The organism is Streptomyces sp. NPDC002671, from assembly GCF_053592475.1.
In genome coordinates this window covers 371,849-391,925 of record NZ_JBSFVU010000001.1, presented here as the reverse complement: position 1 = coordinate 391,925, position 20,077 = coordinate 371,849, and the positions used below count along the sequence as shown (strand labels likewise).

Below are 20,077 nucleotides of genomic sequence, written 5' to 3'. Positions count from 1 at the left end.
CCCCGCCCCGCCATGAAAGTCTCGTGGGCAGAACGCTCCTGGCAATGGCCCGGAAGGGCCCCTTGTCAGCGGGTGGGAATGACGCCGCCGTCCACGCGGAGCACCTGCCCGGTGATGTAGCGGGCTTCCGGGGAGGCGAGGAAGTGGACGGTCTGCGCGATGTCCTCGGAGTTTCCGACGCGGCCCACCAGGGTTTCCTCCAGGCGCACTTTCCGGAATCCGTCGGTGCGCGTCCCGCCGAAGAACTCGGTGTCCTCGATGTAGCCGGGGGCGACCACGTTGCAGGTGATGCCGCGCGGGCCCAGCTGCCGGGCGAGGGCGATGTTCCAGCTGCCCATGGCCGCCTTGGCCGCACCGTACGAGCCCGCGCCGCGGTCGGCGGCGAAAGAGCCGATGTTCACGATCGTGCTGCCCCGGACGAGCAGCCCGTCGACGGCCGCCGTGGTGAGCACGGCACCCATCAGGTTGGACTCCAGGTTGGCGCGCCAGCTGTCGGCGAGCGCCTGCAGGCCGCGGGCCGGCGCGGCGCCCAGGTCCCGGTTCCCGCCCGCGTTGTTGACCAGCACGTTCAGCTCGTCCGGCAACTGACCGGTGAGCGCCTGCAGTTGCTCCAGCTCGGTGGCGTCACAGGCCAGGGCGGTCACCTGGGAGCCCAGCTCCTTGGCCGTCCGCTCAAGGACCTCCGCGCGCCGGCCGGTGATGAACACCCGGTCGCCGGAGGCCGCGAAGGCCGCCGCCGTCGCCTTGCCAATGCCTGTTCCGCCACCGGTCACCAGAACGATCCGGGTCATCTCCGCACTCCTCAGGGGGGTCGGTATGGGCAGGTGCCGCGCTCCACGAGGCGTACGGGGGCCGTCAGACCGTGCCGTCAGACCGTACGCGCTCTTGGCCCGAGCGCGCTCAGTTGATACACTGATTGTCAATGATGCTGACGAGTTGGAGTATGTCGGCCGCTCGGTGGCGACGTCAAGGGATGGTGTGAAGAATGGCGACGCAGAGTGACGCCACGGCCGGCCCGGCCCCGAGCCAGGACCCGCCCTTCCTGGTGACGCTGCCCGAGTCCGTGAAGGAGTCCTATCCCTTCCTGCTGCGCAAGGCGTCCCAGCGGATCACCGAGCGGGCCCATGAGGCGCTCATCCCCTTCGGCCTGACGCTGCGCCACTACGGCGTGCTGAACCTCGTGGGCCTGGAGGAGGGGCAGATCCAGCGGGTCGTGGGCGCCCGGCTGGGCATCGACCGTACGACGGTCGTGGGGCTCGCCGACGACCTCGAGGACGCGGGCCTGCTGGAGCGCCGCCGTGGCCCCGACCGGCGCTCCTTCGCGCTCTATCTGACCGAACGCGGGGCGGCCCAGCTGTGGCAGCTGAGGCGCCTGATCGATCTGGTCCAGGAGGAGTTCCTCGCTCCGCTGTCGGGGGACGAACGCGAGGAACTGCGCGAGCTGTTGTTGCGCGTTCTCTAGTTCTGCCAGGTCAGCCCTGTTCCGCGGAGGGCGGTGTGTCGGAGCCGTGCGAGTACGGCTTGATGTCGAGCACCGGGGTGCCGTCGACCAGGTCGACCCCCTCGAAGTCCAGTGCGTCGGCGTGGACTTCGCGGACCCGTACCAGGCTCAGGCCGATGCGGTTGTGCCGGTTCGGGGTGCGCGTGGAGTAGACCCCCGTGGTGCGCCCGGTGCCCGCCCAGCCCCGTGGTGTCAGCCTCAGCGGGGCCGCCTCCTCGTCCGTCTGGCTGTGCAGCCAGCTGAGCAGCCAGACGTGTTGCCCGCTGAACAGCCCCTCAAGACCCCCGGCGAACCGGTCGAAGACGACGACCCGGCCCTGGCTGGCGTAGGCCATGGTGGCCTGCGGCGGTGCGTCCTGCGGACGTTGGAAGTCCGTCGTGACATAGCCGATCGGTGACACGGACATCGTCATGTCGGCGTCGGGGTGTACGGGTGCGTTCTTCACCGGGCCTCCCTGCGGTACGTCCGGCCCCTGCCGACCGGCGTAGGTGCCTTGGAATCTAATTGACAGACGGCTGACAATCAAGAATGCTGACCTGTTAGGAGTACGTCCCAGACGTACGTCTTATGCGCTACGTCTGAGCGGTACGTCGCCATCATCACGAGAGGTGTAGTCGCGTGACAGAGCGAACCGAAGCGCTGGTCATCGGCGCCGGAGTGGCCGGGCTGACCACCGCGGTGTGCCTGGCGGAACAGGGCTGTGCGGTACGGGTCCTGGCCGAACGGCCGCCTCGCGAGACCACCTCGGCGGTGGCCGGCGCCATCATCGGCGGCCCCCTGATCTCCGACGAGACGGAGGCGGCGGCCAAGTTCGCGCCGGTCGACGTCACCGGGGCCTGGCAGCAGGCGAGCCTGACCGAGTTCACCGCCCTGGCCAACCGGCCCGGCACCGGCGTCCACACCGCCCGCGGGCGGCTGGTCAACCAGAAGGCCGGCGGTCGGCAGCTGGCCGAGAGCCTGCCCGACTTCCAGGCCTGCGACGAGAAGGAGAGTGCCGGCTTCCCCGTGGCGTTCTGGGCCACGATGCCGATCATCGACATGCCGGTCTACCTCGACTACATGGCCGAGCGCGTCCGCGCGACCGGCGGCAGCGTCGAGACCGGCACCGTCCAGTCGCTGGCCGAGGCCGCCGCCCAGGCGCCGCTCGTCGTCAACTGTGCCGGTGTCGGCGCCCGCGCCCTCGCCGACGACCCCATGGTGTTCCCGGTGCGCGGCCAGCACGTCATCGTGGAGAACCCCGGCGTGGAGGAGTTCTTCTACGAACAGAACGCCGGCCCGAAGGCGACGAGCTTCTTCCCGCACGGCTCCCGCCTGGTGCTCGGCGGCACCGCCGGGCGCGAGGACTGGAGCCTGGAGCCCGACCCGGCCCAGACGGAGGAGATCCTCAGCCGCTGCATCGCCGTCGAGCCGCGGATCGAGGGGGCCCGGGTCACGGGCGTCGAGGTCGGCCTGCGCGCCTCGCGGAAGCAGCCCCGGCTGGAGGCGGAGACGGTCGGTAACTCCCGGATCATCCACAACTACGGCCACGGTGGCATCGCCGTCGGCCTGTCCTGGGGCTGTGCACGCGTCGTCCTGGAGCTGGCGGCGGGCTGAAATTCCTGAGCCGAACGAAAGTCGGAACCGGAATTCTGTTATTCCGGTTCCGATTTGCTTTTCCCTTTTCCGGTTCGTGGCTGTCCTGAGAATCAGCTCATCCGTCAGTGAACTGACGATTCATCAGGCGACCGCCCGCACCGCGATGCACGACCAGCTGAAGCCGCCGCCCAGGCTCAGCAGGAGGGCGATGTCCCCCTCGTCGAGCCGCTTGTCGGTGTGCAGGTCGGCGAGGTTGGCCGCCGAGTCCCCGGCACCCAGGTGCCCGGTGCCGCCGCCCAGGCCGAGGATCTCGGTGTGGCCCAGTCCGAGTCGCCGCATCGCCGGTTCGAAGAACTCCTCCAGGGTGGTGCTGCCGAGCCGGGGCAGGGTCAGGAAGCGTAGCCGCGGGTCCTCGGGCGTCAGGCCCGCGTCGGCTATCGCCGCCCGTACGACCTCGTCCACCGCCTCGATCATCGTCGCGGCGAAGGGTTCCTTGCCGCCGGAGGCCACGAAGGCGCGCTTGGTGCGCCGTATGTTCAGCGGCAGGGCGCGCGGTGCCGGGCTGAACGCGGCCTCGTCCCGGTGCATGATCTCGTACTCCGAGCGCGCGACGGTCGCCACCGAGAGCAGTTCGTAGGGGCCCTCGTGGCGGTCGATCAGCAGGGCGGTGCCGGAGTCGCCGTAGGCCGTCTCGTAGTCGCCCTGCCAGCGGTCGAAGTCGGGGGCGAGGAAGCGGTCGGCGGTGGTGACCGCGCAGCGTTCGACGCGCGGATCGGCGATCATCCGCGCCACCGCGGTCTCCAGCGCCGCCGCGCCGCCGTTGCACATCTGCTGCATACCGAGGGCGAGCGCTCTGGACGCACCCATGTGGTGGGCGACGTAACTGGCCGGCGACCAGAAGTCGTGTCCCTGGTGGCAGATCCAGGCGTGGGCGACCAGGCCGACGCTCGCGCCGTCCCAGCCGGCCGCCTCGAGCGCGTCCCGGGCGGCGCGGACCGCCATCTCGGGCGCGGCGAGGTCGAGGCTCTCCGTGAGCTCTCGATACCCGAGGCGGGTGGCCGTCTCCTCGTCGACGCGCCCGGCCGCCAGGGCGGCCTCGGTGGTGTCGCGACCGTCCGGCAGCCAGAGGCTCGCAGCCGCGATCCGCAGGGGTTCCGCTAAGGGAGGTGACGAGCGCACAGGTCCTCCATGGATGAAGCATCATCAGTGATGCAGATAATCAGCAACAGTCTGTTCCAGGCGCGAAGCGCGCGTCAAGGGAGCGCGGCACGGGCCGCCCGAGCGCCCCGCGTGCCGGTGTGAGCCTCAATGAACGAGAGAGAAACTCTCGTGCAAACAAGGGGCGTTGGCGCAGTCCGGTAATTCTCGCGACGACCTGCGAAATCCGTGATCCTTTGCCGCGTCGGCCTGGCAGCTGCGTCCGTGAATCGCCTGCATCTTTAACTTATCTGTAAAAGGTCAGCTCTTGCGACCAATTCGCAATCAGGTGCACCATCGGACGCCAGACGATGCGGACAAGCCAGCGGACAAGCCGGCGGACAAGCCGGCGGACAAGCCGGCGGACAAGCCGGCGGACAAGGCAGCGGTCGAGTCGCAGGAACGGATGAGCCACAGGAAACGGAGCGCTCCCATGCATGTTCCCGACGGATTTATCGATCCCCCCGTCTCGGCGGCTGCCGGATTGGTCGCGGCCACCGCCATCGCGGTCTCGCTGCGCGGCGCACGGCGCGAACTGGACGAGCGGACCGCCCCGTTGGCCGGGCTCGTGGCGGCGTTCATCTTCGCCGTGCAGATGCTGAACTTCCCGGTGGCGGCCGGCACCAGCGGTCACCTGCTGGGCGGGGCACTGGCCGCGATACTCGTCGGCCCCTATACGGGCGTCCTCTGCGTCTGTGTCGTGCTGCTCATGCAGGGCGTGCTCTTCGCGGACGGCGGCCTGACCGCCCTCGGCGTGAACATCTCGGACATGGCGCTGACGACGACCGTGGTGGCGTACTTCGTCTTCCGCGCCCTGGTGCAGGTGCTGCCGCGCTCGCGCCGTTCCATCGTGGTGTCGACCTTCATCGGGGCGCTGCTCTCGGTGCCGGCCGCGGCGGTCGTCTTCACCCTCTTCTACGCGGTGGGCGGCACGACGGACGTGTCGATCGGCAAGGTCGCCGTGGCGATGATCGGCGTCCACGTCCTGATCGGCATCGGCGAGGCCGTGATCACCGCCCTCACGGTGTCCGCCGTCATCGCCGTACGGCCCGACCTGGTGTACGGGGCCCGCGGCCTGAACCAGCCGCTGAAGCTGCGCGTGGGCGGCCGGCTGGTCGACGCGGCCCCGACGGCCGCGGCCGGCGCGACGTCGCGCTCGCGCCGTGCCGTGTGGGGCGCCGGGCTCGCGGCGGCACTCGTCCTCGCGGGCTTCGTCAGCTACTACGCCTCCACCAACCCCGACGGCCTGATCAAGGTCGCCCAGGACAACGGCATCGACAAGAAGACCAGGAAACACGCCGCGGCGGACTCGCCGCTCGCGGGCTACGGCGTCAAGGACGTGACCGACGGCCGCGTCTCCAAGGGCCTCGCGGGCGTGATCGGCGTCGGCGTGACCCTGGTCGCCGGCAGCACCGTCTTCTGGGCCGTGCGCCGCCGCCGCAGGGCCGGCGCGGGCCCGGCGAACATCGAGGCCGCGGTCGAGGCGACCGCCGTGACCGCCGCGAAAGAGAGGTCCTGACCATGGGTGCGGGACACGCACACCGGCTCTACCGGCACGCCCATTCCCCGGTGCACGCCCTGCCGCCGCACGCGAAGCTGACCGCCGTCTTCTGCTTCGTGGTCGTGGTGGTGGCGACGCCCCGGGAGGCGATGTGGGCGTTCGGCCTGTACGCGCTGCTGCTCGCCGTGGTGGCGAACCGGGCCCGGATCCCGGCCGGCTTCCTGCTCAAACGCCTGCTGATCGAGATCCCGTTCGTGGCGTTCGCCGTGCTGATGCCCTTCGTCTCGGAGGGCCACCGCGTGCACGTGCTCGGCCTGTCGCTGAGCGAGAGCGGACTGTGGGGCGCGTGGAACGTGCTGGCCAAGGGGACGCTCGGCGTCGCCGCGTCGGTCCTGCTCGCCTCCACCACCGAACTGCGTGAACTGCTGCTGGGGCTCCAGCGGCTCAGGCTGCCCTCGATGCTCGTCCAGATCGCCTCGTTCATGATCCGCTACTCGGACGTGATCACCGACGAGATGCGGCGGATGAAGGTCGCCCGGGAGTCGCGCGGCTTCGAGGCGAGCGGCGTGCAGCACTGGGGCGTCCTCGCCAGGTCCGCGGGCGCGCTCTTCATCCGTTCCTACGAGAGGGGGGAGCGGGTGCACCTGGCGATGGTCAGCCGCGGGTACGCCGGGACGATCCCGGTCATCGACGAGGCCGTCGCCTCCCGGGCGCAGTGGAGCTACGCCCTCGCCCTGCCTTTCGCCGCCCTTGCCATATGTCTGACGGGATGGACGCTGTGACCGATTCGCTCGTACTGCCGACGTCGCCCACGCCGCCCTCGCTGGAGGTCGACGGCCTCGCCTTCGCCTATCCGGACGGTCACCAGGCGCTGTTCGGGGTCGACCTGACCATCCAGCGCGGCGAGCGGGTGGCGCTGCTGGGCCCGAACGGCGCCGGCAAGACCACGCTCGTGCTGCACCTGAACGGCATCCTGACCGGCGGCGCGGGCACCGTGACCGTTGCCGGAATGCCCGTCGACCAGAAGAACATGGCGGAGGTCCGGCGCCGGGTCGGCATCGTCTTCCAGGACCCCGACGACCAGCTGTTCATGCCGACCGTCCGCGACGACGTGGCCTTCGGCCCGGCCGCCGCCGGACTGCGGGGGCCGGAACTGGACGCGCGGGTGAACAAGGCGCTGGCGCTGGTCGGCATGGAGGAGTTCGCCGACCGGCCGCCGCACCACCTGTCGTTCGGCCAGCGGCGCCGGGTCGCCGTCGCGACGGTACTCGCGATGGAGCCGGAGATCCTGGTGCTCGACGAGCCCTCGTCCAACCTCGACCCGGCCTCGCGCCGCGAACTCGCCGACATCCTGCGCTCGTTGGACGTGACCCTGTTCATGGTCACGCACGACCTGCCGTACGCGCTGGAGCTGTGCCCCCGGTCGGTGATCCTCACCGAGGGTGCCATCGCCGTGGACGGCAGGACCCGTGAGCTGCTCTGCGACGCGGACCTGATGGCCGCCCACCGCCTGGAGCTGCCCTACGGCTTCGTCCCGGCCCCGGACGCCGTCGCCCAGGAACCCGTCACCACGGGATCCGTCACCACCGGATCCGTCACCGGGGGACGGTCACAGCAGCCGTAGCAGGAGTGACCGCAGCGCCGCCCGCTCCCGCTCGTCGAGCGGGGCGAGGAAGTCCTCCTGCGCCAGCTCGACCAGCCGGCGCAGCTGGCGCAGTTGGGCCGCCCCCGCGGGGGTGAGGTACAGCTCGTAGGCGCGCCGGTCCGCGCCCCGGCGGCGCTCCAGCAGCCCCGCCTTCTCCAGGTCGTCGGCGAGCGCCACGACCGAGGTCCGGTCGATCCCGAGCCGCGCCCCGACGGCGCGCTGGATCTGCCCTTCCTCCAGGCCGACCAGGTTGAGCACCCCGAAGTGGCGCAGGGTGAGGTTGAACGCGCCCAGCGATTCGTGCGCCAGGTCCGAGATGCGCTGCGCCCCCTTGTCGAGCAGGAAGGGGAAGGACGTCCGCATCGCCTCGGGGAGGTCCGCCGGGGGCGGGCCGTCCGCGGCCGGTGTCGAGCCCTTCGCGGCCTCGCGCTTCGTAGTCATGTCGTGCATTCCCTGGACCTTGACGCTCTTGAGCGCAATCCTACATACTCCCGATTACGTCAGTAATGCTGACGATCAGGATGACAGCCTATGTCGTGCGCTCCGCGCGGCACGGGGTGTCCCGAGGAGAAGGACGGGCCGATCCGAGATGGCCGACGACTTCAGCTCCGTGTTCGAGCCGCCCATCGACGAACCGCCCCACCCGGACGAACTGGTCAGGGCGGCGATGGAGTGGCACTTCTCACCGCTCACCGGTAGTCCGTATTGGGTGGAGCGTGCGAAAGGCTTACGCTTCGACCCGCTCAAGGACGTACAAACCCTTGACGATCTGCGCCTCTTCGCCGATGTCGCGGTGGACTGGAGCCAGATACCGGCCCACACGCTGGTGCCGCGCGGCTGCACCGGGCGCCCGGACCGCTACGGCGTCTTCGAGTCGGGCGGCGCCACCGGCGCTCCCAAGCGCATCGTCGACGCGACCTCCCGTGCGCGGAACGTCGCCTGGCAGAGCATGATGCTGGACGAGCAGGGCTTCCCTTCCGGCGACGGCCACTGGCTGCACATCGGCCCGACCGGGCCACATGTCATGGCGCGGAACATCAGTGTCCTGTCGCATCTGCGTGGGTTCCTCACGTACTTCGTGGACCTGGACCCGCGCTGGGTGCGGCGTTGCAACACCGAGGGCCGGTTCGAGGACGCCCAGCGCTACATCGACCACATCCTGGACCAGGTCAAGGACGTGCTGCTCACCCAGGACATCCGGGCGATCTCCACGACCCCGCGCATCCTGGAGAAGGTCGTCGGGCGCGAGGACGTGTACGCGCTGATGCGGGAGAAGCTCCGCGGCATGGTGTGGGGCGGCACCAGCATCGACGGCGAGACCCTGCGGCTGCTGGACGAGGAGGTGTTCCCGGACGCCAAGCTGGCCGGTGCGTACGGCAACACCATGATGGGTGTCGCGCCGCAGCGCACCCGGCGCCCCGGCGACGCCGCGCTCTGCACGTTCCGGCCCTACTTCCCCTACTCGGTGGTCGAGTTGGTCGACCCCGAGCAGCCCGAGCGGCTCGTGGACGTCAACGAGCAGGGCCGCGTGCGGATCACCGTACTGACCCGGGACTACTTCACGCCGCCGACGCTGGAGCGCGACACCGCGGTGCGGCGGGCCTCGGCCGACGGCTACCCCGGCATCGAGGTGTCGGACGTGCGCCCCTACGAATCGCTCGGGACCAAGGTCGTCGAGGGGGTCTACTGATGACCGAGGCGCTGTACGAACTGCCGCTGATCCGGGCCGGTGTGCCCGTGCGCTCCGCGCAGTCGCTCACCCTCGACGGCGTCGACGGCACCCCGCTGGCCACGGTGCACCAGGCGCCGCCGCTGCTGGCCCGGCTCGCAGTGCAGGAGGCGCGCCGGCGCGCCGCGGACCGCGGCCCGAGCGACGCCCCCGCCCCCGAGCTGCTGCAGGAGGCCGGAAAGCTCTTCGCCACCGCGACCCTCGGCGGACTCGACCCGGACCAGTACTGCCGGATCCAGGCGCGGGCCGCCGGAGTGCCGATCACCGTGGCCCGGCACTCCCTGGAGGACATGGCGCGGACCTTCGCAGGCGTCGGCGCCCGCGTCGCGGCCGAGCGTCCCGCCGGGGCGGGCCACACGCTCGCTCCCGGCGAGATCTCCGGGGTGTGGGTCCGCCGCGGCGATGTGCTCGCGGTCATCGCGCCCAGCAACAACCCGGGCACCCACACCCAGTGGCTCACCGCGCTGGCCTGCGGGTACGCGCTCGTGGTGCGCCCGGGCAGCCGCGACCCGTTCACCCCGGCCCGGATGATCGAGGCCCTGCTGGTGGCCGGGGTGGAGCCCTCCCTGCTCTCCCTGCTGCCCGGCGACCACGCCACCGGCGACGCGCTGGTGGAGGCGGCCGACTTCAGCCTGGTCTTCGGCGGCGACGCGGCGGTGCGCAAGTACGGCAACGACCGCCGGGTCATCCTGCGCGGGCCGGGCCGCTCCAAGCTGCTGCACAGCGGGCCGATCACCGAGGAGGTGCTCGACGTGGTGTGCGAGTCGGTCGGGTACGACGGGGGCATGCGGTGCACCTGCGCCACCGCGGTGTTCACCGACGCCGATCCCCGGGAGTTCGCCGAGGCCGTGGCGGAGCGGCTGGCCCGGCTGACGCCGGCCGCGCCCGAACGGGACGAGGCGGGCCTGCCGGTGCTGCCGCTCGCGGAGGCCCGCGCCGTGCGGGAGCTGCTGGTGAGCCGGCTCGACGGTGCCGTGGACGTGGCGGAGGGCCGTTACCCGGACGGCCCGGTGGCCGATCTCGGCGACGGCTCGGCGGCGCTGCGGCCCGCGGTGCTGCTGTGCGACCGGCCCGACCACCCGGGCGCGCGCATCGAACTCTCCTTCCCCTGCGTGTGGATCGTGCCGTGGAAGCGCGAGCTGGGGCTCGCCCCACTGCGGGACACGCTGTCCCTGACCGTGCTGGGCGACGATCCCGAACTGGCCCGCCAGGCGCTGCGCGAGCCCACCATCCGCAAGGTCCTCTTCGGGGCGTTCCCGACCTGGTCGGCGGGTGACGTCAGCCCGCACGACGGCTATCTGAGCCACGAGCTGATGGAGGCGCGCGGCTACGGCGCCCCGGGTGCCGTCCCGCCGTGGCGACGGGAGACGGCCGTCACGGCCTGACACCGGGCGCCGGGCGCCGAGTGCTGAGTGTTGAGCCGCGACTGCGGGGCGGGAGCCGCAGTCGCGGCTCCCGCCTTTCCGGTGGCCGGGCCGCCGCGCCGACGGCTTCTTGCGCAGCGCTAGCAATTGCCAGTAATCGTCAGTTCTAGTGATGATTATTGAGCCGTGAATAGCAGGCGTGATCGGGGGACGCGTGAGGCCCGGCCCGCGCCGCGCCCGGGGTATCCCATCTTGCTCTCTCTCGCCCCGGCGTTGAGATTCGCCCAGGTCGGCGGTTAGGTGTAAGTCGAGCCAATCGGCCGGGTCTTGACGGTGCATCTCGCCGCACGGGATGCTCGGCCGTAGAAATCAGTAGTGCCGATGGTCAGTTCCACTGTCTAAATGGGTGGGCTAGGCGCCACTGCCGATTCATGCCAACGGGGGCACTCATGGTCCGAGTCATCGAGTACCGCGATCCTGTCGAACACTGTCCCGGCTTCCTCGTCTACGACGACACCTCCTGCAAGCTGGCCGCCGGCGGCTGCCGGATGCAGGCCGGCCTCACCGCCGACACCCTGCGCACCCTCTCGGCCCGCATGACGCTGAAGCAGCGCGTGCTCGGCATCAACGTCGACGGCGCCAAGTGCGGCATCGACTACGACCCCGCCGGCCCCGAACGCGAGGCCGTGCTGGGCCGCTTCCTGGAGTTCCTGCGGGACGAGCTGACGTCCCGCTACAGCATGGGGGCCGACATCGGCACCCGCTTCGAGGAGCTGAACCGGCTCGCCTCCCTGACGGGCATCGGCTCCGTGAAGTTCGCGGTCAGCGTTGCCCAGCAGCTCGCGGAGCCGGAGTTCTACGCGAGGATGGCTCTCCTCGACGCCCGGGTGGGTCTGCTGACGGTCGGTCAGCGACGCGCCGGACACGCCCTCGCGCACGCCGCCCTGGCCGCGACCGAGCACGCCGGCCACAGCATCGCCGGCCTGACCTGCAACCTCCAGGGCTTCGGCAACCTGGGCCGGGCCGCCGCCCTCGCCCTGGCCGAACAGGGGGTGCGGGTCACCGCCGTCGCCGACGAGTACGGCTGCATCGTCGACCCGCGCGGCCTCAACCTCGACAAGATGCTGGGGTCCGACCTGCGCAGCCCCGTACCGGGACTGCTCGACAGCGCGCTGCGCCTGCCGAGCGAGGCACTGTTCGACGTCCCGGCCGACGTGCTGATCCTGGCCGGCGGGTCCGACGTGATCTCCGCCGAGCAGACCGGGCTGCTGCCCGTCCCGGTGGTCGCGGTCGGCGCCAACTGCGGCCTGAGCGCCGAGTCCGAGCGGCTGCTCGTCGAACGCGGCGTGGTCGTGGTGCCGGACTTCATCGGCGGGATCGGCGGATCGGCGTCGATGGAGGCGCTGTTCGGCCCCGACCGGAACCCGGAGCCCGAGGAGGTGCTCGACACCGTCGTCGTCATGATGCGCGAACTCGTCGGCGACATCCTGGTGGGCGCCCGCGACCGCGGCCTGATGCCGCGCGAGGTCGCCCTCTCCATCGCGCGGTCGGCGCCCGTGTCCCCAGGGGAGCGGCCGTACGGCCACAGCCCGTATCGCACGTCCAGTCCGGCGCGCGGCAACCGTGTCGCGCTGCGTACCGCCGCCCGTACGTACAAGGGGAACCGATGAACGCACAGGCCGATTCCACCGAGTCGACCCGGCTGGCCGCCAAGGCCGTCAAGGACTGCTCGCACGAGCGGAGCCACATCAGCGACTCCGCCTTCTACGGCCACCGCTACAGCACCACCGCCACGCACCGAATTTTCTGCGACCAGTGCCGCTACCAGCGCTGGCTCGACGTCGAGGCGGCGCTGGCGCTGAGCCAGGCTGACCTCGGGATCATCCCCCGGCCGGCCGCCGAGGCGATCGCGGAGGCCGGACGCGTCGAGCGGCTCGACCTGAACGCGATCCGCGCCGAGATCCGCCGCACCAGCCACTCCCTGGTCGGCTTCCTGCGGGTCTTCCAGGCCGCCGTGCCGGGCGGTGCCGGCGAGTTCGTGCACTACGGCACCACCACCCAGGACATCCAGGACACCGCGCAGTCCCTGGAGATGCGGGACGTCCTGGACGAGGCCGACCGGCTGCTGCGGCTGCTCCTCGGCCGGCTCGTCGTCCTGGCCGAGGAACAGTCCGGCACCGTGGCGCTCGGCCGCACCCACGCCCAGCCGGCCCTGCCGATGGGCTTCGGGCTGAAGATCGCCGGCTGGATCGACGAGGTGCAGCGGCACCTGGAGCGGATCGAGGCCATGCGCCCGCGCGTCCTCGCCGTCCAGCTGTTCGGCGGCGTCGGCACCATGGCGGGCTTCGGCGACAAGGCCCTGGACCTGCTGGAGGCGTTCGCGGACCGGCTCGGACTCAGCGCACCGGCGGTCTCCTGGCACACCTCCCGGGACCGGATCGCCGAGTTCGTCTCGTGCCTGGCGATGGTCGCCGGGACCATGGGCCGCATCGGCGACGAGGTGCGCATCCTGTCCCGGCCCGAGTTCGGCGAGCTGGCCATCGGCTGGAAGCACGGGCAGGTCGGTTCCAGCACCATGCCCCACAAGCGCAACCCGGAGGCCTGCGAGCAGGCCGTCGTCATGGCCCGGCTGGCCGCGGCCCAGGTGGTCAACGCCATGGCCTGCATGGGCGGCGACCACGAGCGGGACTCCCGGACCCTGCGCATCGAATGGGCCTGCGTCCCCGACGTCTCCCACTACTCCCTGTCGTCCTGCGAGATCATCCTGCACCTGGTCGAGGGCCTGAAGGTCGACCCGGAGCGCGTGCGGAACAACACGCGCGTGGTCGCCGACCAGATCGCCACCGAGAAGCTGATGCTCGCCATCGGCGCCCACCTCGGCAAGCAGAGCGCCCACGAGTACGTCTACGAAATGGCACAGAGCGCACGGGACTCCGGCCAGTCGCTGCGCGAGCTGGTGTCCCGGGACGGCTGCGCGGGCGCCTCCCTGGACGAGGCCGAGCTGGACCGGATCTTCGACCCCTCCCACTACCTGGGCCAGTCCCAGGCCCTGGTCGCGTTGGCCGTGCAGCGGGCCCGCGCCTGGCTCCCGGCCGCCGGGGAGGAGTGAGCCGTGGACCTCGCAGAGGCCAGGGAGATCGTCTTTCCCCGGACGCTGTACGCGAGCGTGATCGCCCACGCGGTGCGCAAGTTCACCGACCACTACCTGGACGGTGAGACACAGGAGCACAAGGCGTTCGGCATGCTCGCTGGCAGCTGCAGGGGCCGGAGCATCGCCGTCCGCGCGGTGTACCCGCTGATCACCAACCTGCGCCACGAGGGCGGCACACAGCACGAGATGGACGAGGTCGTCGGCGCCCACGCGATCCCGTCCGAGACCCCGAACGCGCAGCGCGGCTGGGTGGCCGACCCGCGCGAGCTACTCGACATAGAGCGCGCGTGCGACGACACCGACTGGGTGGTCTTCGGCAACTACCACACCCACCGCGTGCCGTGGGACCACGACCCGCTGCGCGACACCTGCACCGAACTGGACCGCGTCCTGGCCCGCGAGTCCAGCCAGTGGACCTTCATCCTCTCGGCCGTGGACCTGCACCGGCCCAGGCTGCGTGCCTTCTTCGAGGGCGACAACTCCCGCGAGGCGGTCATCCGTCTGCTGCCCGCGGCCCCCGCGACCACCACACCGTGACCCCAGTAAGGAGTTCGGACATGAACCGCAAGCAGTCCTACGACGACGTCGTCGCCTTCCACGGGCACGAGTGTCCCGGCGCCGCCTTCGGCGTCCGGGTCGCCGAGGTGGCCATCGCCCGCCTGGGCACCCCCGCCGAGGGCCTGGTGGCCGTGGCCGAGAACGACACCTGCGCGCTCGACGCCATCCAGGTCCTGACCGACTGCACCTTCGGCAAGCGGACCCTGATCCACCAGGACAACGGCCGTAACGTCTACACCTTCTGGGACAAGACCGCCGGAAAGGGCGTGCGCATACGCGCCACGGCGGACAGCGTCGTCTACCGCAGCGAGGAGATCTGGGCGCTGGCGGAGAAGGTCGAGGACGGCACCGCCGACGCGGCCGAGCAGGAGCGGTTCGCCGCGCTGCAGGCCGAGCGGGTCGGCAAGCTGCTCGAACTGCCCGAGGAGGAGTTCCTCTCCGTCGACGAGATCGAGGCCGAGGTCCCGGCCACCAAGAAGGTCGCCCGGGTCGACATCTGCGAGGAGTGCGGCGAGCCCACCAGCGTGGAGACCATCCACGAGCACCGGGGCCGCATGCTCTGCCCGGTCTGCCACCTCGACGCGCACGGCGGCACCCTCCCCGCGAACCACGGCGACCACGGCCACCACCCGCACAGCCACGCCCACAAGCACCACCAGCACAAGCACTGAGCCCCGCGCATGCCGCCGCACCCGTCAGCCAGGGGTGCGGCGGCATCCGTGTGAGCTCACCCAGGGGTGGTCCGCTATCGGTCGCCGAGGCCGCCGAACGCCTCCAGGATGCGTTCCGCCGCCAGCGTCGCCGTCAACGAGCCGTCCCTGACCTGCTGTTCGAGCAGGGGCGCAGCCTCGCGCACCGCCGGGTGGGTGTGCAGGCGGCCCAGGAGTTCGTCGCGGACCATCGCCCAGGTCCAGTCGACCTGCTGGTCGCGCCGTTTGGCGGCCAGCCGCCCGGTGGAGCCGAGCAGCGTACGGTGCTGCTCCAGCCGGTCCCACAGCACGTCGAGGCCGGCCGATTCCCGCGCACTGCAACTCAGCACCGGCGGAGTCCAGAACGCGTCCTTGCCGTGCATCAGCCGCAGCGCGCCCGCCAGTTCACGGGCGGCGGCCTTCGCGTCCCGCTCGTGCGGGCCGTCCGCCTTGTTGACGGCGATCACGTCGGCCAGCTCCAGGACACCCTTCTTGATGCCCTGCAACTGGTCGCCCGTGCGGGCCAGGGTCAGCAGCAGGAAGGAGTCGACCATGTCGGCCACCGCCGTCTCCGACTGGCCGACACCGACGGTCTCGACCAGGATCACGTCGTAGCCCGCCGCCTCCATCACCACCATCGACTCCCGGGTGGCCTTCGCGACCCCGCCCAGCGTGCCCGCGCTGGGGGAGGGGCGGACGAAGGCCGCCGGGTCGACCGCCAGCCGCTCCATCCGGGTCTTGTCGCCCAGGATGGAGCCGCCGGTGCGCGTCGAGGACGGGTCCACGGCGAGCACGGCGACCCGGTGCCCCAGCGAGGTCAGCATGGTGCCGAACGCGTCGATGAACGTCGACTTGCCGACGCCCGGCACCCCGCTGATGCCGATCCGTCGCGCCCGGCCGCTGTGCGGGAGCAGCTCCGTGAGCAACTGCTGTGCCAGCGACCGGTGCCCAGGACGGGTGGACTCGACGAGCGTGATGGCGCGGGCCACCAGGGCCCGCTTTCCGTCGAGCACACCCTTCACATAGGTGTCGAGATCGATCGGTGCCATCGCGCCGCTACAGCTCGTGGCCGAGGTCGGCCGACAGCCGCTGCACCAGGTCGTACGCCGCGTCCGGGATCACCGTCCCGGGCAGGAACACCTCCACCGCGCCCATCTCCAGCAGCGTCGGCACGTCCTGCGGCGGGATCACGCCGCCGACCACGACCATGATGTCCTCCCGGCCCTCCTCGGCGAGCTTCTCGCGCAGCGCCGGGACGAGGGTGAGGTGACCGGCGGCCAGCGAGGACACGCCGACCACGTGGACGTCCGCCTCGACGGCCTGGCGGGCGACCTCCTCCGGGGTCTGGAACAGCGGGCCGACGTCGACGTCGAAGCCGAGGTCGGCGAAGCCGGTGGCGATCACCTTCTGGCCGCGGTCGTGGCCGTCCTGGCCCATCTTGGCGACCAGGATGCGCGGCCGGCGGCCCTCCGCCTCCTCGAACTTGTCCACCAGGGCACGGGTGCGGTCCACGGACGGGGACTGGCCTGCTTCGTTGCGGTACACGCCGGAGATCGTACGGATCTGGCTCGCGTGCCGGCCGTACACCTTCTCCAGGGCGTCGGAGATCTCGCCGACCGTGGCCTTGGCACGGGCCGCGATGACGGCCAGCTCCAGCAGGTTCTCCTTGCCGTCGGCGGCCCGGGTGAGCGCGTCCAGCGCGTCCTGGCAGGCCCGCTCGTCCCGCTCCTCCCGCAGCCGGCGCAGCTTCTCGATCTGCTGGGCGCGCACCGAGGAGTTGTCGACCTTGAGGACCTCGATCGCCTCGTCGTTCTCGACGCGGTACTTGTTGACGCCGATCACCGGCTGCCGCCCGGAGTCGATGCGGGCCTGGGTGCGGGCCGCCGCCTCCTCCACGCGCAGCTTCGGGATGCCCGCGTCGATGGCCTGCGCCATGCCGCCGGCCTGCTCGACCTCCTGGATGTGCGCCCAGGCCTTGCGGGCGAGGTCGTACGTCAGCTTCTCCACGTATGCGCTGCCACCCCACGGGTCGATGACCCGGGTGGTGCCCGACTCCTGCTGGATGAGCAGCTGGGTGTTGCGGGCGATGCGCGCCGAGAAGTCCGTCGGCAGGGCGAGGGCCTCGTCGAGGGCGTTGGTGTGCAGCGACTGCGTGTGGCCCTGGGTCGCCGCCATCGCCTCCACGCACGTGCGTGTGACGTTGTTGAACACGTCCTGCGCGGTCAGCGACCAGCCGGAGGTCTGCGAATGGGTGCGCAGGGACAGCGACTTGGTGTTCTTCGGTTCGAACTGCGACACCAGCTTGGCCCACAGGAGCCTGGCGGCCCGCAGCTTGGCGACCTCCATGAAGAAGTTCATGCCGATCGCCCAGAAGAACGACAGCCGGGGCGCGAACGCGTCCACGTCCAGGCCCGCCTCCTGGCCCGCCCGCAGGTACTCCACACCGTCCGCGAGCGTGTACGCCAGCTCCAGGTCGGCCGTGGCACCGGCCTCCTGGATGTGGTAGCCCGAGATCGAGATGGAGTTGTAGCGGGGCATCCGCTGCGAGGTGTACGCGAAGATGTCGGAGATGATCCGCATCGACGGCTTCGGCGGATAGATGTAGGTGTTGCGGACCATGAACTCCTTCAGAATGTCGTTCTGAATGGTTCCGGCCAGCTTCTCGGGCGGTACGCCCTGTTCCTCCGCCGCCACGATGTAGAGCGCGAGCACCGGCAGCACGGCGCCGTTCATCGTCATCGACACGGTCATCTTGTCCAGCGGGATCCCGTCGAACAGCTGCCGCATGTCGTAGATCGAGTCGATCGCCACGCCCGCCATGCCGACGTCGCCGGTCACGCGCGGGTGGTCGCTGTCGTAACCCCGGTGCGTGGGCAGGTCGAAGGCGACCGACAGGCCCTTCTGGCCCGCCGCCAGGTTGCGCCGGTAGAACGCGTTGGACTCCTCGGCGGTGGAGAAGCCCGCGTACTGGCGGATCGTCCAGGGCTGGTTGACGTACATCGTCGGGTACGGGCCGCGCAGATACGGCGCGATGCCCGGGTAGGTGCCCAGGAAGTCCAGGCCCTCCAGGTCCCGGCCGGTGTACAGCGACTTGACCCCGATGCCCTCCGGGGTCTCCCACAGCGGCTCCTCGGCGCCGGTCGCCTGCTTGACGGCGTCACGCCACTGCGCGTCACTGCCGCCGGTGGCGGTTCCCTCGGCGGTCTCCAGCTCGATGCCGGAGAAGTCGGGGATTCCCATCAGGACACTCCCATGCGGTCGAGAGTCGCGGACAGGACGTCTACGGCGTCGCAGCCCGCGAAGACGTACGAGTCGATGCCGGCGTAGTCGCCGCGGCCCGCGAGGAACACGTGCCGGGCGCCGGCGGCGCGCAGCGACTCGGCGGCCTGCTCGGCCTGTTCGGCGTAGAGCGCGTCGCTGGAGCACAGCACGGCCTCGGTTGCGCCGCTGTCCGCGAAGCCGCCCTCGGTGACCGGCTCGATGCCGCCCGCCTGGAACAGGTTGGCGGCGAACGTGGCGCGCGCGGTGTACTCCGCGGCAGAGCCGAGCGCCGCAAGGAAGATCCGGGGGCGGGAGCCGGTCGCCGCGAGGTGCGCGTCGGAACGCGCCCGCAGTCCCTCGTACGCCTCGTCCCGGCGCACCCGCGGCAGCCCGCCGGACGGCGGCTCGGGCGCGGGCTCGCGCTCCACCGGCTTCTCGGCCAGCAGCGGGAACTCGCTGACCCCGGTGACGGGTTCACTGCGCTTGGCGAGCCGCTTGGAGCGCTGCGCCCACGTCGTCGCCAGGTCCGTGCGCAGCCGGCCGGAGCGCAGCACGGCCGCCTGGCCGCCGTCGCGCTCGATCGTCCGGAAGAACTCCCATGCTGCCTGGGCGAGTTCGTCGGTGAGCCGTTCCACGTACCAGGAGCCGCCCGCCGGGTCGATGACCCGGCCCAGGTGGGACTCCTCGACCAGGATCGTGGAGGTGTTGCGCGCGATACGCCGCGCGAACGCGTCCGGCAGGCCGAGCGCGTGGTCGAACGGCAGCACGGTGACGGCGTCGGCGCCGCCGGCCCCCGCCGCGAGCGTCGCGACCGTCGTGCGGAGCATGTTCACCCACGGGTCACGGCGGCTCATCATCACCGGCGAGGTCACCGCGTGCTGCACCTGCGCGCCCGCGCCCGGCGCCCCGGACACCTCGGCGACCCGCGCCCACAGCCGGCGCGCGGCGCGCAGCTTGGCGATGGTCAGGAACTGGTCGGCGGTGGCCGCGTACCGGAACTCCAGCTGTCTGGCGGCCTCCTCGACGGAGAGCCCCGCCTCGGTCAGCTCGCGCAGGTAGGCCACGCCGGTGGCGAGCGAGGCACCCAGCTCCTGCGCGGCCGAGCCGCCCGCCTCGTGGTACGGCAGCGCGTCCACGGTCAGGGCGCGCAGGCCCGGGTAGGTCTCGGCGCAGCGCGCGGCCAGCGCGGCGAAGGGCGCGAAGTCCAGCGGGGTGCCGGTGCGGGCCTCGTACCCGAGCGGGTCGGCGCCCAGGGTGCCGCGCGCGGCCTTCGGGTCGACGCCGCGCTCCGCGTACAGCGCGAGCAGCGCCTCGGCGGCGGCCTCGGTGTCGCGGCCCGCGTCCAGGGCGACCGGCGCCAGGTCGAGGTAGACCCCCTCCAGGGCCCGGCCCAGCGACTCGACCGGGATGCCGCCCTCGCCGAGCACCAGCCACAGCGAGGTGACGCCGTTCTCCAGGTCGGCCAGCACGGCGCTGTCGGCGAGGGCCGCGTGCCGCTGCCGTACGTCCCAGCCGCCCGCGGTGTTCCCCTCGGGGCGGCTGCCGCGGACGAACGGGGCGAAGCCGGGCAGGCCGGGGTCGGGCGCGGCGTCGCGCGCGGTGTACAGGGGCCGGGTGCGCAGCCCGTCCTCAAGCGTCGTGGACAGGGCGTCCTCAGCTGCTTCGCCCGAGACTTCCTTGCCCGACTTGCGCAGCACACCCTCGACCAGGCGTTGCCACTGCTCGTGTGTCGCGTCAGGGAACTCGGCGGCCAGTGGGAGCCCGTCGTCAGGCAGGACCGTCATGGCTCGGATGCTAGGCCAGGGTGCTCAACTGAGTGCACCGCAGAGGCTGTGACGTTTCCCTCCTTGCGCTTGTGAGCCGCGCCGCTCAGGGCACGGGCGGCCCTTCAGGGAGGCCCGGTACG

The 20,077-nt window shown here is 71.3% G+C and carries 18 protein-coding genes; 11 read left to right on the top strand and 7 right to left on the bottom strand.

All coding sequences use genetic code 11. The features are described 5' to 3' along the window. Positions 1-65: 65 nt before the first annotated feature. Complete coding sequence (locus ACWD35_RS01695) at positions 66-791, bottom strand: SDR family NAD(P)-dependent oxidoreductase (RefSeq protein ID WP_451349118.1); 726 nt, start codon at positions 789-791, stop codon at positions 66-68. Positions 792-985: 194 nt separating this feature from the next. On the opposite strand from ACWD35_RS01695, the gene ACWD35_RS01690 reads away from it, so the two are divergent. Further along, the gene (locus ACWD35_RS01690; protein WP_451349117.1) at positions 986-1,462 is read left to right on the top strand and encodes a MarR family winged helix-turn-helix transcriptional regulator; all 477 of its coding nucleotides are present in this window, start codon (positions 986-988) and stop codon (positions 1,460-1,462) included. A gap of 10 nt (positions 1,463-1,472) precedes the next feature. Here the strand turns inward: ACWD35_RS01690 and tsaA are convergent, their stop codons facing one another. Next, entirely contained in the window at positions 1,473-1,946 is a 474-nt protein-coding gene (gene tsaA, locus ACWD35_RS01685) for a tRNA (N6-threonylcarbamoyladenosine(37)-N6)-methyltransferase TrmO (RefSeq protein ID WP_451349116.1), read from the bottom strand. 173 nt (positions 1,947-2,119) lie between these two features. Here tsaA and ACWD35_RS01680 point away from each other — a divergent pair, with 173 nt between their 5' ends. Further along, positions 2,120-3,094, top strand: coding sequence for an FAD-dependent oxidoreductase (locus ACWD35_RS01680; RefSeq protein WP_451349115.1), 975 nt, complete (start codon positions 2,120-2,122; stop codon positions 3,092-3,094). 123 nt (positions 3,095-3,217) lie between these two features. Here the strand turns inward: ACWD35_RS01680 and ACWD35_RS01675 are convergent, their stop codons facing one another. Beyond that, on the bottom strand, positions 3,218-4,255 hold the full coding sequence (locus ACWD35_RS01675) for a 3-oxoacyl-[acyl-carrier-protein] synthase III C-terminal domain-containing protein (RefSeq protein ID WP_451349114.1): 1,038 nt from the start codon (positions 4,253-4,255) through the stop codon (positions 3,218-3,220). A 451-nt stretch (positions 4,256-4,706) separates the two neighbouring features. Here ACWD35_RS01675 and ACWD35_RS01670 point away from each other — a divergent pair, with 451 nt between their 5' ends. Genes ACWD35_RS01670 through ACWD35_RS01660 form a run of 3 tightly spaced genes read left to right on the top strand, consistent with a single transcriptional unit; the run spans position 4,707 to position 7,398 of the window. Then, positions 4,707-5,792 carry an energy-coupling factor ABC transporter permease gene (locus ACWD35_RS01670; RefSeq protein ID WP_451349113.1) on the top strand — a complete coding sequence of 362 codons (1,086 nt, stop codon included), beginning with the start codon at positions 4,707-4,709 and terminating at the stop codon, positions 5,790-5,792. A gap of 2 nt (positions 5,793-5,794) precedes the next feature. Further along, a complete protein-coding gene (gene cbiQ / locus ACWD35_RS01665) occupies positions 5,795-6,556 on the top strand; it encodes a cobalt ECF transporter T component CbiQ (RefSeq protein ID WP_451349112.1) in 762 nt (253 codons plus the stop codon). After that, positions 6,544-7,398 carry an energy-coupling factor ABC transporter ATP-binding protein gene (locus ACWD35_RS01660; RefSeq protein WP_451349111.1) on the top strand — a complete coding sequence of 285 codons (855 nt, stop codon included), beginning with the start codon at positions 6,544-6,546 and terminating at the stop codon, positions 7,396-7,398. Before cbiQ ends, ACWD35_RS01660 begins: the two co-directional genes overlap by 13 nt. Here the strand turns inward: ACWD35_RS01660 and ACWD35_RS01655 are convergent. Beyond that, positions 7,384-7,860, bottom strand: a complete 477-nt coding sequence (locus ACWD35_RS01655) for a MarR family winged helix-turn-helix transcriptional regulator (protein ID WP_451349110.1) — start codon at positions 7,858-7,860, stop codon at positions 7,384-7,386. The genes ACWD35_RS01660 and ACWD35_RS01655 overlap by 15 nt on opposite strands. A gap of 148 nt (positions 7,861-8,008) precedes the next feature. On the opposite strand from ACWD35_RS01655, the gene ACWD35_RS01650 reads away from it, so the two are divergent. The 6 genes from ACWD35_RS01650 to ACWD35_RS01625 all read left to right on the top strand — a co-directional run bounded on the left by ACWD35_RS01650 (position 8,009) and on the right by ACWD35_RS01625 (position 14,892). Beyond that, positions 8,009-9,109 carry a phenazine biosynthesis protein gene (locus ACWD35_RS01650; protein WP_451349109.1) on the top strand — a complete coding sequence of 367 codons (1,101 nt, stop codon included), beginning with the start codon at positions 8,009-8,011 and terminating at the stop codon, positions 9,107-9,109. After that, complete coding sequence (locus tag ACWD35_RS01645; protein ID WP_451349108.1) at positions 9,109-10,533, top strand: aldehyde dehydrogenase family protein; 1,425 nt, start codon at positions 9,109-9,111, stop codon at positions 10,531-10,533. Before ACWD35_RS01650 ends, ACWD35_RS01645 begins: the two co-directional genes overlap by 1 nt. Before the next feature lie 428 nt (positions 10,534-10,961). Beyond that, positions 10,962-12,182, top strand: coding sequence for a Glu/Leu/Phe/Val dehydrogenase dimerization domain-containing protein (locus ACWD35_RS01640; protein WP_451349107.1), 1,221 nt, complete (start codon positions 10,962-10,964; stop codon positions 12,180-12,182). Then, a complete protein-coding gene (locus tag ACWD35_RS01635; RefSeq protein ID WP_451349106.1) occupies positions 12,179-13,621 on the top strand; it encodes a class-II fumarase/aspartase family protein in 1,443 nt (480 codons plus the stop codon). The genes ACWD35_RS01640 and ACWD35_RS01635 overlap by 4 nt, the downstream gene beginning before the upstream one ends. A gap of 3 nt (positions 13,622-13,624) precedes the next feature. Then, the gene (locus ACWD35_RS01630; RefSeq protein WP_451349105.1) at positions 13,625-14,200 is read left to right on the top strand and encodes a hypothetical protein; all 576 of its coding nucleotides are present in this window, start codon (positions 13,625-13,627) and stop codon (positions 14,198-14,200) included. Between the two features lie 20 nt (positions 14,201-14,220). Continuing rightward, entirely contained in the window at positions 14,221-14,892 is a 672-nt protein-coding gene (locus ACWD35_RS01625; protein ID WP_451349104.1) for an FmdE family protein, read from the top strand. A gap of 74 nt (positions 14,893-14,966) precedes the next feature. On the opposite strand, the gene meaB is transcribed toward ACWD35_RS01625, so the two are convergent. Genes meaB through ACWD35_RS01610 form a run of 3 tightly spaced genes read right to left on the bottom strand, consistent with a single transcriptional unit; the run spans position 14,967 to position 19,955 of the window. Next, entirely contained in the window at positions 14,967-15,959 is a 993-nt protein-coding gene (meaB, locus tag ACWD35_RS01620) for a methylmalonyl Co-A mutase-associated GTPase MeaB (RefSeq protein ID WP_451349103.1), read from the bottom strand. 7 nt (positions 15,960-15,966) lie between these two features. Next, positions 15,967-18,150: a methylmalonyl-CoA mutase gene (scpA, locus tag ACWD35_RS01615; RefSeq protein WP_451349102.1), complete on the bottom strand. Its 2,184-nt coding sequence runs from the start codon at positions 18,148-18,150 to the stop codon at positions 15,967-15,969. After that, the gene (locus tag ACWD35_RS01610; RefSeq protein WP_451349101.1) at positions 18,150-19,955 is read right to left on the bottom strand and encodes a methylmalonyl-CoA mutase family protein; all 1,806 of its coding nucleotides are present in this window, start codon (positions 19,953-19,955) and stop codon (positions 18,150-18,152) included. Before ACWD35_RS01610 ends, scpA begins: the two co-directional genes overlap by 1 nt. Positions 19,956-20,077: the final 122 nt, after the last annotated feature.